Raw genomic sequence first — 14,852 nt, 5'->3', positions numbered from 1 at the left:
GGACTCTGTCCTCCGTCGGGGCGGGAGTCAAGTGATTCCGCCGAAATGACAGGGAAAACCCGCACTGACGCAGGTTGTCAGCTTGGGGCTTGCAACTCACGTCGAAGGTCTTCCGGCAACACGATCGGCAGCCGGCAGGTGAACTTCTGGCAGACGAACGCGGCCGGCTCACCCCCGACCAGACCACGGCCGGCAAGCAGCGGTACTTCGGATCCGGGCAGACCAGTGGCGATGGCGGTCCCCCAGGGAGCGTCCTTCACGGCAACCCGGATCAGCTCCTCGGATTCACCGACGACGGCGATTTCCAGTGGTCCCGAAGCGATGGTCTCGGCGACCGCCAAGGCCCGGCCGGCGAAGCGGGGCGCTCTGGTGATGATGGAAGTGGACAACTGGAGTGCTTGCTGGGCAGCGGCTTCGTAGCGGGCCGATCCGGTCACGCTCGCCAGCGTGGTCAGCGCTTCAGCGGCGAGCGACACCCCAGCGGGACTCGCATTGTCGGTCGCGTCCTGCGGTCGCCAGATCAGCGCCTCCGCATCCCCGGCCGTGTCATAAAAGTTGCCGTCGGCAACAAACTGCTGGAGTACCCGGTCCAACAGGCTTTGCGCCAGCTCCAGCCACTCCTCGTCGCCGGTCACCCCGAGCAGCGTCAGACACGCCTGCGCGAAGGCCGCGTAGTCCTCCAGCACCCCATACGCACCTCCGACTACACCATCCCTCGACGTCCGCCGCAGGATTCCGGCTTGGTCCACATGCACATCCCGGATCAATCCGGCCGCCACCACAGCGGCCTCCACATACTCCCGCTTCTCCAGTACTACGCCCGCCCGCGCAAGTGCCGTGATCGCAAGACCGTTCCACGCCGCGACCACCTTGTCGTCGCGGCCGGGATACGTCCGCGCGCGACGGGCGTCCCGTAGTACCGCCTGAACCTTCTGCCACCGAGGCTGGTCGTCGGGGTCGCGCCGGAGCTGGAGGACGGAGGTTCCGTGCTCGAAGGTGCCGGTGACGTCGCAGAGGTCTATCACCCAATCGACGTCGTCCCCGAGCAGTCGGCGCAACTCGTCGGGCGACCAGACGTAGTACCGGCCCTCTTCCCCCTCGGTGTCGGCGTCGAGCGCGGAGGCGAACCCGCCCTCGGGCGTGCGCAACTCGGCGAGCAGGAAGTCGGCGGTCTCGGTGGCGACCCTCTTGGCCAGTGGGTCCTCGGTGATCGCCCACCACTGGGTATAGACATCGAGCAGCAGGGCGTTGTCGTAGAGCATCTTCTCGAAGTGCGGGATGACCCACTGCCCGTCGACGCTGTACCGCGCGAAGCCGCCGGCCAGTTGGTCGTACAGGCCACCGCGCGCCATCCGCTCACCCGTCTGCGCGACCATCTCGAGCGCTTCGGCCGAACCGGTCCGCCGGTGGTGCCGGAGCAGGAAGTCGAGCACCATCGACGGCGGGAACTTCGGCGCCCGCCCGAACCCGGCATCCACCGGATCGAAGTCCACCTTCAGCAACGCCACGGCCCGCTCCAGCGTCGCCTCGTCGATCACCCCTTCCGCTGCCGCCGTGCGCGCACCGAGCTGTTCGACGACCGAGCGACCGACCTTGTCGATGTCCGCGCGCTTCGTCTGCCAGGCGTTGACCAGCGACTCCAGCACCTGCCGGAAGCTCGCCATGCCGTGCCGTGGCTCGGACGGGAAGTAGGTCCCACAGAAGAACGGTTCGGCCGCCGGCGTCAGGAACACCGACATCGGCCAGCCACCCTGACCGGTCATCGCGACGGTCGCCTGCATGTAGATCGCGTCCACATCCGGCCGCTCCTCGCGATCGACCTTCACGCAGACGAAGTTCTCGTTGAGATAGGCCGCCGTGGCCTCGTCCTCGAACGACTCGTGCGCCATCACATGACACCAGTGACAGGCCGAGTACCCCACCGACAAGAACACCGGCACATCCCGCTCACGCGCCTCCGCGAACACGGCCTCGGACCACTCCCGCCAGTGCACCGGATTCTCGGCGTGCTGCCGCAGATACGGCGAAGTCGACTTACCAAGCTCATTGGAGGCCATGGACCCACACTAGGTGGATGCACACCCAGATCGCCGCGGAGCAGTACGACTCCTGGTCCACCGAGCAATGCGCCGGCATCGAGGTCGTTGACGGGATGGTCGTAGCGACCCCGAGCCCTTCCATACGGCACAACCGACTAGCTCGGCTCCTGGCGAACGGGCTGGAGCTCGCCGCGGGTCCGGACTGGAACGCCGATACCGGCTTCGACGTTCGGTTGCAGGACGTCCCCCTGACCAATCGGCGCCCGGACGTCGTGGTTTACCGGGCGGACACCATCGATGTCTCGCCCACCCGGCCCGAGCACGTGCTACTCGTCGTCGAAGTGGTGTCACCCGGGTCGGAGACCACCGACCGAATCGTCAAGGCGGACCAGTACGCCAAGGCCGGCATCGCCTTCTACTGGCGAGTCGAGCAGGCCGCGACCGGGATCCCGCTGGTGTACACCTACGTGCTCGATCCAGCCAGCAGTTCGTACCGCGATGGCGAGGTCTTCACCGGCACCGTCAAGGCTGCCGTGCCGTTCCTGGTGGAAATCGACCTCGGCACACTCTGATCCCACCAGCCGTAGAGCGGTGGCTAGATGGTCTTGGCGAGGGCGATCGAGAGGCCGATGGCCACAGCCATCACGATGAGTTCGCCGATCACCAGTTGCCAGAAGCGGTGGCCGCTGGTTTCGAGGTCGCCGATGGCGTGGCGGCGGTGGAACCAGCCACCGATGATCAAGATGACGAAGGCGACGGTCTTGGCCAGCAGCAGGCCGCCGTACGCCTTCGTGGTGAGGACGTCGAAGACCGCGTCGTAGCCGCCACCCTTGGCTGCCAGCCGGCCGACCGCGCTGATCACGCCGCTGACGAGCACCACGATGGAGGACGCGAGCGCGACCTGGCTGTAGCGCTCGAGCACGAGCGGAAGACCGCTGCGACTGGCCCGGCCATACCGAACGAGGCCCGCCAGGCCGCCGACCCAGGTCGTGGCCGAGATCACGTGGAGGACGAGAGCCGCGCCCGCGAGGACGACGTACGACTCGTTGCGGGGGAAGGTCGTCAGCGCGGGTGGGACCAGGGCGCCGATCGCGACGAGTACGCCGAGGAGCGCGGCCGCGGAGGTCTGGACGCGGCGGACGCCGACCGCCAGCGCGACGACCAGGATGCCGGTGATCAGCAGCGCCTTCACCTCGGGGACGGCGAGCGCGTCGTCCAGCCGCAGGCGAAGCAGGTCGACCGGGGTGTTGAGCAGGATCGCGGCGGTCAGGACCGCGCTGACGAAGGTGGCGGCGGCCCAGATGATCGCGGAGTTGCTGGCGTCGCGGATCGCGCGCCGGCCCTGCAGGCCGAGCGGGCCGCCGTCGGTACGCAACAACACGACCGCCGCCAGCAGGGCACCGGCACAACCGACCGTGGCCAGGGTGGAGACCAGATGGAACAGCGGCAGCAGCCACTTGACGAACAGTCCCGGACCACCGACTCCTTCATCGCTGCGGTGCGGTTCGCTGCCGGCGGCGTACAAAGCGATCACCATCGTCAGCGCCGCAACGATGACAGCGCTCACGCCACCCGCCACCAGGCGTCCGGGCACGCGATGCCGAGCGGCGTGAGCGGCGCGGGTCGCGGTCACAGAGCGTTCACGCCCTCGGCACCTTGGATGGACACGCGCACACTATAGGTGAGCTATTTAACAGTGTCCCCGCACGACACCATCTCGTGACCAGCCATAAGCAAACGGTTGCCCCACCGTGACTTTCGGCAATCCTCGCGACCCGCGAAACCCCGCGCAAACGCCCTACCCGTTGCCTGAGGCATCAACCTGCCGGGCCACCTACCCGCCGTGACGGATCAGTGGCACCGAGCGCCGGGCGGGGTTACTTCGGGTCGGGGGAAGAGTTGGGCTCGGGCTCAGTCTTCGCCGGCTCGGCAGCGCCAGCCGGGGCCGGTGAGCTGGGTGGCGGGACGTCGGAGGGTGCTCGGTCGCGCGCACCGGCGTCCGGGTCGAAGTCGATCCGCTTCAACTGCTTGCCCATGTTGCGCCACAACAGGAAGGTGGCGCCACCGAGTACGAGCACGATCAGCAGCGCGACCCAGCCGGGCTTGACCGTGTTCGGATCGATCTCGGCCATCGGCGGGCTGATGCTCAGAAGATTGGTCATCGCTGTCACCTTGCCAGTCTCTCACCGTCTGCTCCCGCCCCTCAGCGCAACCCCGCGAAGAGGTCGTCCTCAGGCAGTTCGGACTCCACCAGACTGCGGGCCAGCTCGTAGTCCTCGGTCGGCCACGCCTGCTGGTGCACTTCCAGCGGTACTGCGAACCACGCGCCGTCCGGGTCGATCTGGGTCGCGTGCGCGAGCAACGCGCGATCGCGGAGCTCGAAGTACTCGGCGCACTCGACCCGGGTGGTGATCCGCTTCTCGTTCTCCGGATCGGGTTTCCAGTCCTGCAGCCGATCGGCGTACGGCGACTCGAGCCCGCGCGCGGCCATCGCGTCGTGCAGCGCCTTCATCCGCTCGCGATGGAAGGTGTGGTGGTAGTAGAGCTTCAGCGGCTGGTACGGCGTACCGAGCTCCGGGTACGCGTCCGGGTCGCCGGCCGCCTCGAAGGCCGCGACGGTGATCTGGTGGCACATCACGTGATCGGGGTGCGGGTAGCCGCCGTTCTCGTCGTAGGTCGTGACGACCTGCGGACGGAACTCGCGAATCAGCTTCACCAGCGGCGCCGCGGCGTCCTCGACCTTGAGCAAGGCGAAGCAACCGTCGGGCAGCGGCGGCAGCGGGTCGCCCTCGGGGAAGCCCGAGTCGATCCAGCCCAGCCACTCCTGCCGGATCCCGAGGATCTCGCGGGCCGCGTCCATCTCCTGGCGGCGGATCTCGGTGATGTTCGCCAGCACCTCCGGCCGATCCATCTTGGGGTTCAGGATCGAGCCGCGCTCCCCGCCGGTACAGGTGGCGACCATCACGTCGACGCCTTCGGCGACGTAGCGGGCGGTCGACGCGGCGCCCTTGCTGGACTCGTCGTCGGGGTGAGCATGGACATGCAGTAGGCGAAGATCTTCAGTCACAAGACACAATGGTCCTCCAAGCCCGAGGAGAACCAGTGACCGACCCGCATCCGGCCGTCAGGACCGACAGCACGAGCGCAACCCTGGACGCCCGGTACGGACGAACCGGCCGCAGCCGCCGGGGGCTGATGCTCGTCAGCATCGGTACCGTCGCACTGGTCGCCCTGGTCTGGCTGCTCTGGGTCGCGTTCATCCAGTCGAACCCGCCGGTCTCGTCGCGGCTGATCGGCTTCAAGATCGCCTCGGCGACCTCGGCGACCGGGACGTTCCAGGTGGACCGGAGCAAGTCGGTCGAGGCGCAGTGCCGGTTGCAGGCGAAGTCGGCCGACTTCTCGATCGTCGGTGAGATCACCGTGACGGTGCCGGCCGATTCGCCGCGACAGCAGTCTCTCGATGCCACGCTCACCACCCAGCGGGCCGCGACGGCCGTGGTACTGATCGGTTGTACGACGGCCGACGCCCACCGGCCGCACTGAGCTACCCACTTCCGGGCGAGGTAAACGATTGCCTCGGTGGCCATGGAAATCGCTTGCCAAGTGTTTGAGAAGGCGAAGAACTGTGGGGTTCTGAGCGCTGTCTTGCTAGGCTCGGTGGATTGGTCGCCGTCGACGACGGCGGCTTTGTTGCATTTCTACCCATCCCACCGACAAAGGAGCAGCCCATGACGCAGAAGATCGACGAGGACAGCGTTGTCTGGCTGACACAGGATGGTTACGAGCAGCTAAAGTCCGAGCTGGAGGAGCTGAAGGGCCCCGGCCGGACCGAGATCACCCAGCGGATCAGCGACGCCCGCGACGAGGGCGACCTGAAGGAGAACGGCGGCTACCACGCCGCCAAGGACGAGCAGGGCAAGATGGAGGCCCGGATCCGCCAACTCGAGGACATCCTGCGCCGCGCCCGCGTCGGCGAGACCCCGAAGGCCGGCGGCAAGGTCGAGCCCGGGATGAAGGTCTCGATCAAGTTCGCCGGTGACGACGACGTCGAGACGTTCCTGCTCGGCTCCCGCGAGCTCCTCGCCCTGGACGCGTCGGTGGACATCGACGTCTACTCGCCGCAGTCGCCGCTCGGCTCGGCGATCCTGGGCAAGAAGAAGGGCGAGAAGGCCACCTACCAGGCCCCGAACGGCAAGCCCGTCACGGTGGAGATCGTCGCCGCGGTCCCCTTCAAGGGCTGACCCCACAGCTTCAGCAGACACCATCCCCGGGACCTCCTGGTCCCGGGGATGTTCCTTTTCTGCCGGTACTACGGCCGGCCGTTGTGCGCTCCCAGGCACAACCGCCGACCGCGACGCACGTCATCCTGCCGGAGCCCGCCGACAGATTTCGACAGGTTTACCGCCAGCTCACACTCGAGTCGAGGTCACTCAACTTCCTTGTGACCACCTTGTGCACGACGTGAGCGTTCCGGCGCCCCAGATCCGCTCAGGTCGTGCACAAAGTCGAGCTCATGGGGGTCCGGCGGGGCGACCTGCGGAGCTAGTCCGAGGTGATCTGGGCGGTTCCGACCAGGACCTCTACGTCGAGGGCGGCGCGGCCGCGGCCGATTTCCACGTCTTTGGACTGGCCGGAGACGGCGCCGGTCCAGGAGACGCGGCCGAGCTGGGCTTCGGTGTGGACCCGGACGTCGGAGCCTCGGCGGAGGGTGACGCTGGCCGAGCCGGATTCGACCCGGACCCGGGAGCGGCCCTTGGTGATCTGGGCGTCGAGGGTCGCGGTGCCCGCCTGGACGAGGAGATCGATCGGACCGTCCACGTCGGTCACCTTCGCAGTACCGGCGGTGACGCGGACCCGGGACAGGCCGGGGAGGCGTTCGGCGGTGACGCTGCCGCCGGTCACCTCGATCTCCACCTGGAGCATCGGGTTGACCCGGATCGACAGCTCCTTGGCGAAGCCGTTCACGTGGGACTTCAGGTCGGTCGGGTTGCGCAGCATGCTCAGCCCGTCGATCGAGACGCCCATATCCCCCTCACTGTTGATCGCGAGGGTGTCGCCGTCCCGCTTGATCACATGCGGCCCGTCCACGGCCACCCCGGTGACCGCAGGCTCCCCGATCAGCCGGACCCGCCGCCCGATCGCTCGGATGGTCACCCGCCGCACCCCGGAAGGCACCACGAGATCACTGTGAAAAGTCTCTTCCTCAACCACCGTCTCAGCAGCCGCCAAGGGCTCCGGTACTACGGCAGCGTCGTCCACCACGCTCCCCTCGCCGCCAGGGGCGGTAGTGGAGGTCGGGGTGTCGACGACCTCCGCCCAGACAGACGGCGAAGGCGCGTCCGAGCCGGCCGGAACTGTCGGTTCGCCGGCATCCGCAGCGGGCGCCTCGGACTCGGCGGGGGCAGGCGCTGAGGTGGCGGGGAGGGCAGCGATCAGCGTCGCGGCTTCGGCTGGGGTCAGGTGGCCGGCCGCGACTCGGTCGAGGATGTCTTTGACCCGTCGGTCGTGATCGCTCTGCTTGCTCTGATCGCTCATACCCCCAGTCCAGCACTCGGACGGGCCGAAACCAATCGGGGATCGCCCCGAACTCCCCCGCCCAGGCCCTGAGCGGCACCCAAAACAGCGGTACGGGTCACGGCGGAGTAGCCCGTGACCCGCACCTTTCCTATGTGGTTCAGGCGACCGGAGTCATCTCCTCGTCCGCCAGTTCTTTCTGTACCGCCTCGAGCTCGGCGACCTCGCGGGCCTCAGCCGCCCGCCGGGCGGTCAGACCGCGCAGACCCGCCAGCCCGATCAGCGTTCCGAGGATGGTGATCCCGGTGACGACGACCAGGGCCGGCTTGTACGCCGAGAGCATCCCGCTCGGCGCCGTGACGCCGTGCGACTGGCTGCCGATCACCGCGGTGGTGATGGCCAGCACGATCGCTCCACCCACCTGGGCAGAGGTGTTGAACAGACCCGACGCGAGCCCCTGCTCGTTGTCGTCGACCCCGTTGGTGGCCTGCATGTTCAGCGCCGGGAAGGTGATCGCGAAGCCCAGACCGATCAGCACGATCGTCGGCAGCACGGTCCCCAGGTAGTCCGACGTCGGCCCGATCCGCAGGAACAGCGCGTACCCGGCCACGAAGAGCACCATGCCCGCCGCGACCATCCGCTCGGTACCGATCCGGTCGGCCACCTTGCCTGCGTTCGGGGACAGGAAGGCAACGATCAGGCCCGCCGGCAGGAAGCCGAGCGCGGTCTCCAGGGACGACCAGCCGAGCAGGTTCTGCAGGTACAGCGTGCCGATGAACTGGAAGGAGACGTAGGCACCGAAGACCGTCATGATCGCGAGGTTCGCGTTCCGCAGGTTGGCCTGCCGGAAGATGCCGAGCCGGACCAGCGGGTGCTTGGTCTTCAGCTCGATCAGCACGAAGGACGCCAGCAGGGCCGCGGACAGGACGAACAGCCCGATGGTCTGGAAGGAGCCCCAACCGGCCCCTTCAGCACCGACGACGGCGAAGACCAGCAACAACATGCCGGCCGTGACCGTGACGGCACCCGGTACGTCGTAACCGCCGGCGCTCTCGTCGCGCGGGCTGTTCGGGATCAGCTTGATTGCGAACAGCAGCACGATCAGCGCGACCGGGCCAGGCATCAGGAAGGTCCAGCGCCAGCCGACCTCGGTCAGCAGGCCACCGAGGATCAGGCCCATCGAGAAGCCGCTGGCGGCGCAGGTGGTGAAAACGCTGAGGGCACGGTTGCGATCCGGGCCCTCGTGGAAGGTGGTGGTGATGATCGAGAGCGCGGCCGGCGCGGTGAACGCGGCGGCGATGCCCTTCACGAACCGCGCGGCGATGAGCAGTTCGGGGTTGGTGGCCAGCGAGCTCAGCATCGAGACCACGGCGAAGACCGCGAGCGCGATCAGGAAGACGCGCCGGCGGCCGAGCAGGTCGGCGGTGCGCCCGCCGAGCAGCAGGAACCCTCCGTACCCGAGGACGTAGCCGGTCACGACCCATTGCAGAGAAGAGAGCGAGACGCCGAGGTCGGCACCGATGGACGGTAGCGACATACCGACCATGGACACGTCCAGGCCGTCGAGGAAGATCACGCCGCAGACCACGAGGAGTGCGCCCCAGAGGCGCGCGTCCCAGGTCAGGCGAGCCGGTGCTGTGGTGTGCGTTGTTGTTTGTGTCACGAGAAGAGAGCTTTGCATGCACCTGCATCTAATGTCTAGTCATTAATTGCGCTTGCATTGAATGCAGATGCATGATAACGTCGCCTCCATGACCGAGACGAAGGTCAGCGCTGCAACTGGTGAAGTCAGCGCCGATGTCCGCATATGGCGCGAGCTGCTGGCTCGGCACGCCGATATCGGTTGTGCGCTCGACCGTGAGCTGCAGCAGCATGGCCTGGGCATGAGCGAGTACGAGGTGCTGGAGCGCCTCGCCGAGCTCCCCGAGCAGTCCGCGAAGGTCCAGACGATCGCCAAGTCGGTCCACCTGAGCCAAAGCGCGCTGTCGCGCGTGATCGGCCGGCTGGAAACGGCCGGCCTGGTCGAGCGGCTGATGTGCCATGAGGACCGGCGCGCGGTCAACGTCCGGCTGACCGACGAGGGCCTGATCCGGCAGACTGAGGCGGCGCCGACCCATCGCCGAGTGCTGGCCGAGCGCCTGCACTCTCCGCTGCTCAAGTCCTGCGAGCCGCAGTAGCTATTCCCGTACTGCGCCCTCCAGCATCCCCGCGATGAAGTGGCGCTGCAGGAACGCATAGACGAGTACCACCGGCAGGCCCACGATCACGGCGCCGGCCGCGAGCAGCGTGAACCCGGACGTGTACTGCCCGGAGAAGAACGCCAGCCCCAACGGCGCGGTCCGCAGCGACTCGCTCGTCACCATCACCAGCGGGATCAGGAACTCGTTCCACGTCCACATGAAGACGAGCACGATCAACGTCACCAGCGCCGGACGCGCGGGCGGCACCAGTACCTGCCACAGCGTTCGCCAGTGCCCAGCGCCGTCCAGCCTTGCCGCCTCGACCAGCGACCGGCTCGACGACCGGAAGTAGGCCCGCATCCAAAAGGTGCCGAAGGCAACCGATTGGGCCACTTGCGGTAACGCGATCGCCCAGAACGTGTCGGTCAGCCCGAGCGAGCGCAGGTCGAAGTACAGCGGGACCACGATCGCCTCGGTCGGCATCATGATGCCGAGCAGGAACAGGTAGAACAGCACCCCGGCGCCGCGGAACCGCATCGTGCCGAACGCGTATCCGCTCAGCACGGACAGCAGGACACTCACCACGACCACCGACACCGAGACGGCGACGCTGGTCCGCAGGTAGCTGCCGAAGTGCCCGATCTCCCACGCCTTGCCGAAGTTGCCGAACCCTGAAGACCCGCTGCCGCCGTCGTCCGGCCCGAGCGCCGAGACCAGGATCGTCACGATCGGCCCGAGCGCGAAGAGCCCGAAGACGATCAGCAGCAGATAGTTGCCGACCCGCTCGGCCAGCGGCGCCCTCACGCCGTACCCCGATCCGCCAGCCGGTTGACGCCCAGTGTGATCACGAAGATCAGCACCGTCAGGCAGACCCCGATCGCCGCCGCCGAACCGACCTGGCCGAGCTCGAAGGCCCGGTGATAGACCTCGTACGACGGAACGCTGGTCGAATTCCCCGGCCCACCACTCGTCGTGACGTAGACCAGGTCGAAAGTGCGCAGTGCCGCGATCACCGTCAACGTCACCGCGACGGCGATCTCACCCCGTACTGCGGGCAGCACGACAGCGAAGAACTCAGCAAACGCGCCTGCCCCATCAAGCCTGGCTGCCTCGTACCGCTCGCGGGGAATCCGGGCCATCCCCGCCAGCAGCAACACGGTGACCAGCCCGGTCTCGAACCACGTCCCGATCACCCCGACGGCCGGCAAGGCGAACGTGTAGTCCCCCAGCCAGCCCCGGGCGAGCGAGTCGAGCCCGATGGCGCGCAGTACGTCGTTCAAAGGCCCGTCGGGCGCGTAGATGTGGCGCCACGAGACCGCGACGACCACCATCGCGATCACCTGCGGCAGGAATACGACGGTCCGGAAGAACCCCAGCCCGCGCACCTTGGCCCGCTGCAGCACCGACGCCAGCGCCAGCCCGATCACCACCGGTAGTACCGAGTAGAAGATGATCAGCACCAGCGCGTGCAGGAACGCCGCGCGCAGCCCGGCGTCCGCGACGACGTCGGCATAGTTGCTCAGGCCAACGAACTTCCCGAGTGAGATCCCGTCCCACTCGAACAGGGACAGGTGAACCGCCCGGCCGAGCGGATAGAGCAGGAAGGCTCCGTAGACGAGAAACGCGGGCAGGATGTAGAGATAGCCGATCTTGCGCGGTTCGCCGGGCGGTGAGCTCACTTGCCGGAGAACTTGCTGTAGTCGGCCTCGATCTTGTCGACGAACTGCTGCGGGGTCGCCTTCTTCGCGAGCAGGTCCTGCAACGCGGCACCGAGGGTGTCGTACATCGTCGGCGTCGCGTAGTCGAGGTACGGGACCAGCCCCTCCTTGCCGACCGCCGTACCGAAGGCCGTGAAGATGTCGGCCGCGAGCCCGGCCGGCGCCTGCTGTGCCGAGGTGTCCGCGATGGGCAGGTTGCCCGTGCTGGTGAGGACCTTCATCGCGTCCTGGCTGGTGATGAAGTTGAGGTACGCCGCGGCCGCGTCCGGGTTCTTCGCCTTACTGGTCACGGCGAACGGCAGGCCGGTGCCACCGGTCACCACCGGCTTCTCATCGGCAGACACACCCGGCGGCAGCATGAAGCCGACCTTGTCGCCCAGCGCCTTCTGCAGGTCGGCCTGCAGCCAGGTGCCGGCGATCAGGAACAGCCCCTTGCCCTTGCCGAAGTCCTGCCAGGCCGGGTCGTACCCCTGCCCGTTGAAGCCCTGGTTGAAGTAGCCCTTGTCCACCCAGGACACCAAAGTCTCAGCGGCCTTCGTGTTCTCCGTTGTCTTCCAGGAAGCGCCCGGCCGCCCGAAGGCGAGCGTGGTGATCTGCTGGGCCGGCACGTTCTTGTCCTGCACGGTGCCGAAGACATGGATGGCCGGCCACTTGTCGAGGTTGCCGAACTGCATCGGCAGCTCGCCGGCCGCCTTCGCCTTGCCCAGCGCGTTCTCGAAGTCACCCCAGGTCCTCGGCGGCTCCAGCCCGAGCGCGGCGAGCTTGGTCTTGTTGTAGTAGATGCCGACGACCTCGCCGACCTGCGGCATGCCGTAGAGGTTGCCCTCGCCGAAGGTCTTGCCGTCCTCGGAGTACCGCGAGTACTGCAGCACCGACGCCGGATAGCGGTCCTTCCACTTGTAGGCGTCCGCCCACTTGTCCAGCGGAACCAGCTGCCCGGCCTTGACGAACTCCCCCATGTCCGAGCGCCCGTTGTTCGCCTGTACTACGTCCGGCGCGTCATTGCCGGACAACGCGAGCCGCAGCGTCGTCTTCAGGTCGTCGAAGGACCGCGAGACGCGCTTGAGCTTGATATTCGGGTACTTCGCCTGGAACTGCTTGTTGAGCTCGGCCATCTGCGCCGCCTGGCCACCGCGGACCTCCTGGTCCCAGACGGTCAGCGACACGTCGCCCAGTGCGGCCGCGTCGGTCTTCACCGTGCTGGGCGCGCTCGCGGCCCCACCCGGGTTGTCGGAGCCCGGCGTACAGGCTGCTGTCAGCAACAGAGCTGCGGTGGCAAGAGCGACTGGGACCTTCACTGGGGACTCCTCAGTTGAGCGTGTACGTGTACCCATTGGTGCTCAGACTCGCCAACACCCGCGCGCGGTGGTCCTCACCCCGGGTCTCGAGCTGCAACGCGACCTCGACCTCGTCCAGGTTGAGCGTTTCCGAGATGCGCTCGTGCAGCACCTCGATGATGTTGGCCTCCACCTCGGCGAGCCGGCCGAGCAGCGTCGCCAGCCCGCCCGGGGTGTCGGGGATACGGACCCGCAGCGACAGGTACCGGCCTGCCGCGGCCATGCCGTGCCGGATCACCCGCATCAGCAGCAGCGGGTCGATGTTGCCGCCGGACAGCACCACGACGACCGGTGGCTTGAACCGCTTCGGGTCGTCCAGTACTGCGGCCACGGCGGCCGCGCCCGCAGGCTCGACCACCAGCTTGGCGCGTTCGAGGATCAGCAGCAGTGCCTTCGACAACGAGTTCTCGTCGACGGTCAGTACGCCGCTGACGTGCTGCTGGATCGCGGCGAACGGCACCGTACCGGGCAGCCCGACCGCGATCCCGTCGGCCATCGTGACCATCTTGCCGAGCTGCACGGGCTCGCCCCGGCGCAAGGATTCGGGGTATGCCGCGGCGCCCTTCGCCTGGACGCCGACGACCTCGATCGGCATCCCGTCGCGTTGCATCGCGAGCGCGATCCCCGCGATCAGGCCGCCGCCACCGGTCGGTACGACGACGGTCCGTACCTGCGGGCACTGCTCGACGATCTCCAGCCCGGTGGTCGCCTGCCCGGCGACGATGTCGCGGTGGTCGAACGGATGGATCAGGATCGCCCCGGTCTCCGCCTCGAACTCGCGCGCCGCGGTCAGGCAGTCGTCGATCGACGTACCGACGAAGCGGATCTCGGCGCCGTACGCGCGGGTCGCCTTCTCCTTGGGGATCGGCGCGCCGTGCGGCATGAACACCGTCGCTTTGATCCCGAGCAGCTGCGCCGCGAGCGCGACCCCCTGCGCGTGGTTCCCGGCGCTCGCCGCGACCACGCCCTGCGCGCGCTCCTTCTTCGACAACCGGGCCATCCGGACGTAGGCGCCGCGCAGCTTGAACGAGCCGGTCCGCTGCAGGTTCTCGCACTTGAGGAACACGTCGCCGCCGACGAGGTCGCTCAACCAGCGCGAGTACTCCAGCGGGGTCGGCGCCACCACGTCGTGCAACAGATCCGCTGCCCGGGCAATCTCAGCCGCAGTGATGCTCACCTCTCCCACATTAGGCGCGACTGGCTGTTATGGGTGCTTATTTACCTGGCTGTGCCGCGTCCTGGAGTTTTTCCAGCCTGGCGACCAGGCCGATCCGTACCGGCCAGTCGAGCTCGTCCTCCCAGGGCGGGACCTCTTGGACGTCCTGGCGGAAGGCGTAGTACGCGAGGGCGTCGCTGAGGGCGCGTTCGCGGAGGTAGAACATCGCCATCGTGGCGTTGCGCTCGCCACCGGGCAGCTGGCCGAAGGATGCGTTGGCCAGGAAGATGCCGAAGCCCTGGAAGACCGCGAGCAGATCGGTCAGCGACTCCTGGTCCGGCCGGGCGCTGCTGATCCGGCGGGCGCCGACCAGCAGTTCGTGGCCGATCTCGTGGGCGAAGTTCGCCACCAGGACGGTCGGCTCACCGAGCAGCCGTGCGCTGGAGTAGACGGTGTTCCCGTTCTTGCCCGGCACCCACAGTCCAAAGCGCAGCCTGGTCGCGCCGGCCAGCTCGGGCCTCGGCCTGGTCCGGACGAGCCCAGGGTCGAGATCGTCCAGGTCGAAGCGCACCGCGAGCTGTCCGGCCGGCACCCCCATCCACTCTCGGACCTGCTCGAACAATTCGCGCGCCGCCGCCTCCGAGCCGTCGTACCCGGCCGGGATGAAGGTGGAGGGCAGGGCGATCGGGCGCCTCAGGACGTCGCGCCCGAACTGCTCGACGAACCAGTCCATCGAGTCCTGGATCCACTGGTGCTGGCCACCGGGCAGTTCTTCGAGTGGTGCTCTCAGCTGCTCCAGCAAGGCCAGCTGATCCTTGATCCGGCGCATCCGCGCTCTGAAAGCTTTGAACATAGAGCTCGGACGCACCGCGCGACCGAATGGTTGCGGTCAGCTACCAGGAGTAATT

General features: G+C 67.6%; 15 protein-coding genes. 4 read left to right on the top strand and 11 right to left on the bottom strand.

The features are described from left to right. Positions 1-77: 77 nt before the first annotated feature. Positions 78-2,057: a thioredoxin domain-containing protein gene (locus G3I17_RS10455; protein WP_164595765.1), complete on the bottom strand. Its 1,980-nt coding sequence runs from the start codon at positions 2,055-2,057 to the stop codon at positions 78-80. A 17-nt stretch (positions 2,058-2,074) separates the two neighbouring features. Here G3I17_RS10455 and G3I17_RS10450 point away from each other — a divergent pair, with 17 nt between their 5' ends. Further along, complete coding sequence (locus G3I17_RS10450; protein WP_164595764.1) at positions 2,075-2,611, top strand: Uma2 family endonuclease; 537 nt, start codon at positions 2,075-2,077, stop codon at positions 2,609-2,611. 23 nt (positions 2,612-2,634) lie between these two features. On the opposite strand, the gene G3I17_RS10445 is transcribed toward G3I17_RS10450, so the two are convergent. From G3I17_RS10445 to mca, 3 genes are all read right to left on the bottom strand, one after another. Continuing rightward, positions 2,635-3,606: a CopD family protein gene (locus tag G3I17_RS10445; RefSeq protein ID WP_203589999.1), complete on the bottom strand. Its 972-nt coding sequence runs from the start codon at positions 3,604-3,606 to the stop codon at positions 2,635-2,637. A gap of 310 nt (positions 3,607-3,916) precedes the next feature. Beyond that, positions 3,917-4,201 carry a hypothetical protein gene (locus G3I17_RS10440; protein ID WP_164595762.1) on the bottom strand — a complete coding sequence of 95 codons (285 nt, stop codon included), beginning with the start codon at positions 4,199-4,201 and terminating at the stop codon, positions 3,917-3,919. Positions 4,202-4,242: 41 nt separating this feature from the next. Further along, positions 4,243-5,106, bottom strand: a complete 864-nt coding sequence (gene mca / locus G3I17_RS10435) for a mycothiol conjugate amidase Mca (protein WP_164595761.1) — start codon at positions 5,104-5,106, stop codon at positions 4,243-4,245. A gap of 35 nt (positions 5,107-5,141) precedes the next feature. Between mca and G3I17_RS10430 the strand changes: the two genes are divergently transcribed. Both G3I17_RS10430 and greA read left to right on the top strand, forming a co-directional pair. Continuing rightward, complete coding sequence (locus G3I17_RS10430; RefSeq protein WP_203589998.1) at positions 5,142-5,582, top strand: DUF4307 domain-containing protein; 441 nt, start codon at positions 5,142-5,144, stop codon at positions 5,580-5,582. 185 nt (positions 5,583-5,767) lie between these two features. Continuing rightward, positions 5,768-6,280, top strand: coding sequence for a transcription elongation factor GreA (greA, locus tag G3I17_RS10425; RefSeq protein WP_164595759.1), 513 nt, complete (start codon positions 5,768-5,770; stop codon positions 6,278-6,280). 301 nt (positions 6,281-6,581) lie between these two features. On the opposite strand, the gene G3I17_RS10420 is transcribed toward greA, so the two are convergent. Together G3I17_RS10420 and G3I17_RS10415 are read right to left on the bottom strand one after the other, a co-directional pair. Further along, complete coding sequence (locus tag G3I17_RS10420; protein WP_164595758.1) at positions 6,582-7,574, bottom strand: hypothetical protein; 993 nt, start codon at positions 7,572-7,574, stop codon at positions 6,582-6,584. A 139-nt stretch (positions 7,575-7,713) separates the two neighbouring features. After that, a complete protein-coding gene (locus tag G3I17_RS10415; RefSeq protein ID WP_343238259.1) occupies positions 7,714-9,216 on the bottom strand; it encodes an MFS transporter in 1,503 nt (500 codons plus the stop codon). Between the two features lie 88 nt (positions 9,217-9,304). Between G3I17_RS10415 and G3I17_RS10410 the strand changes: the two genes are divergently transcribed. After that, on the top strand, positions 9,305-9,730 hold the full coding sequence (locus tag G3I17_RS10410; protein WP_164595756.1) for a MarR family transcriptional regulator: 426 nt from the start codon (positions 9,305-9,307) through the stop codon (positions 9,728-9,730). On the opposite strand, the gene G3I17_RS10405 is transcribed toward G3I17_RS10410, so the two are convergent. The 5 genes from G3I17_RS10405 to G3I17_RS10385 are packed head-to-tail and all read right to left on the bottom strand — an operon-like array spanning position 9,731 to position 14,797. Next, positions 9,731-10,537, bottom strand: a complete 807-nt coding sequence (locus tag G3I17_RS10405) for a carbohydrate ABC transporter permease (RefSeq protein ID WP_164595755.1) — start codon at positions 10,535-10,537, stop codon at positions 9,731-9,733. Then, complete coding sequence (locus G3I17_RS10400; protein ID WP_164595754.1) at positions 10,534-11,412, bottom strand: sugar ABC transporter permease; 879 nt, start codon at positions 11,410-11,412, stop codon at positions 10,534-10,536. The genes G3I17_RS10405 and G3I17_RS10400 overlap by 4 nt, the downstream gene beginning before the upstream one ends. Beyond that, positions 11,409-12,749, bottom strand: coding sequence for an extracellular solute-binding protein (locus tag G3I17_RS10395; protein ID WP_164595753.1), 1,341 nt, complete (start codon positions 12,747-12,749; stop codon positions 11,409-11,411). Before G3I17_RS10395 ends, G3I17_RS10400 begins: the two co-directional genes overlap by 4 nt. A 10-nt stretch (positions 12,750-12,759) precedes the next feature. Continuing rightward, positions 12,760-13,959, bottom strand: a complete 1,200-nt coding sequence (gene ilvA / locus G3I17_RS10390) for a threonine ammonia-lyase (RefSeq protein ID WP_343238271.1) — start codon at positions 13,957-13,959, stop codon at positions 12,760-12,762. 43 nt (positions 13,960-14,002) lie between these two features. Then, entirely contained in the window at positions 14,003-14,797 is a 795-nt protein-coding gene (locus G3I17_RS10385; RefSeq protein ID WP_164595751.1) for a hypothetical protein, read from the bottom strand. Between the last annotated feature and the right edge of the window lie 55 nt (positions 14,798-14,852).

Source organism: Streptomyces sp. SID13031, from assembly GCF_010548305.1.
In the GTDB taxonomy this organism is placed as follows: Bacteria; Actinomycetota; Actinomycetes; order Propionibacteriales; family Kribbellaceae; genus Kribbella.
This window is presented reverse-complemented; position numbering and strand designations above follow the sequence as displayed.

What these genes read in the sequence shown, in the direction of transcription:
- G3I17_RS10455 (WP_164595765.1), bottom strand. Translation starts at nt 2,057, where the DNA reads ATGGCCTCCAATGAGCTTGGTAAGTCGACTTCGCCGTATCTGCGGCAG.
- greA (WP_164595759.1), top strand. Translation starts at nt 5,768, where the DNA reads ATGACGCAGAAGATCGACGAGGACAGCGTTGTCTGGCTGACACAGGAT.
- G3I17_RS10410 (WP_164595756.1), top strand. Translation starts at nt 9,305, where the DNA reads ATGACCGAGACGAAGGTCAGCGCTGCAACTGGTGAAGTCAGCGCCGAT.
- G3I17_RS10385 (WP_164595751.1), bottom strand. Translation starts at nt 14,797, where the DNA reads ATGTTCAAAGCTTTCAGAGCGCGGATGCGCCGGATCAAGGATCAGCTG.
- G3I17_RS10450 (WP_164595764.1), top strand. Translation starts at nt 2,075, where the DNA reads ATGCACACCCAGATCGCCGCGGAGCAGTACGACTCCTGGTCCACCGAG.
- G3I17_RS10440 (WP_164595762.1), bottom strand. Translation starts at nt 4,201, where the DNA reads ATGACCAATCTTCTGAGCATCAGCCCGCCGATGGCCGAGATCGATCCG.
- G3I17_RS10420 (WP_164595758.1), bottom strand. Translation starts at nt 7,574, where the DNA reads ATGAGCGATCAGAGCAAGCAGAGCGATCACGACCGACGGGTCAAAGAC.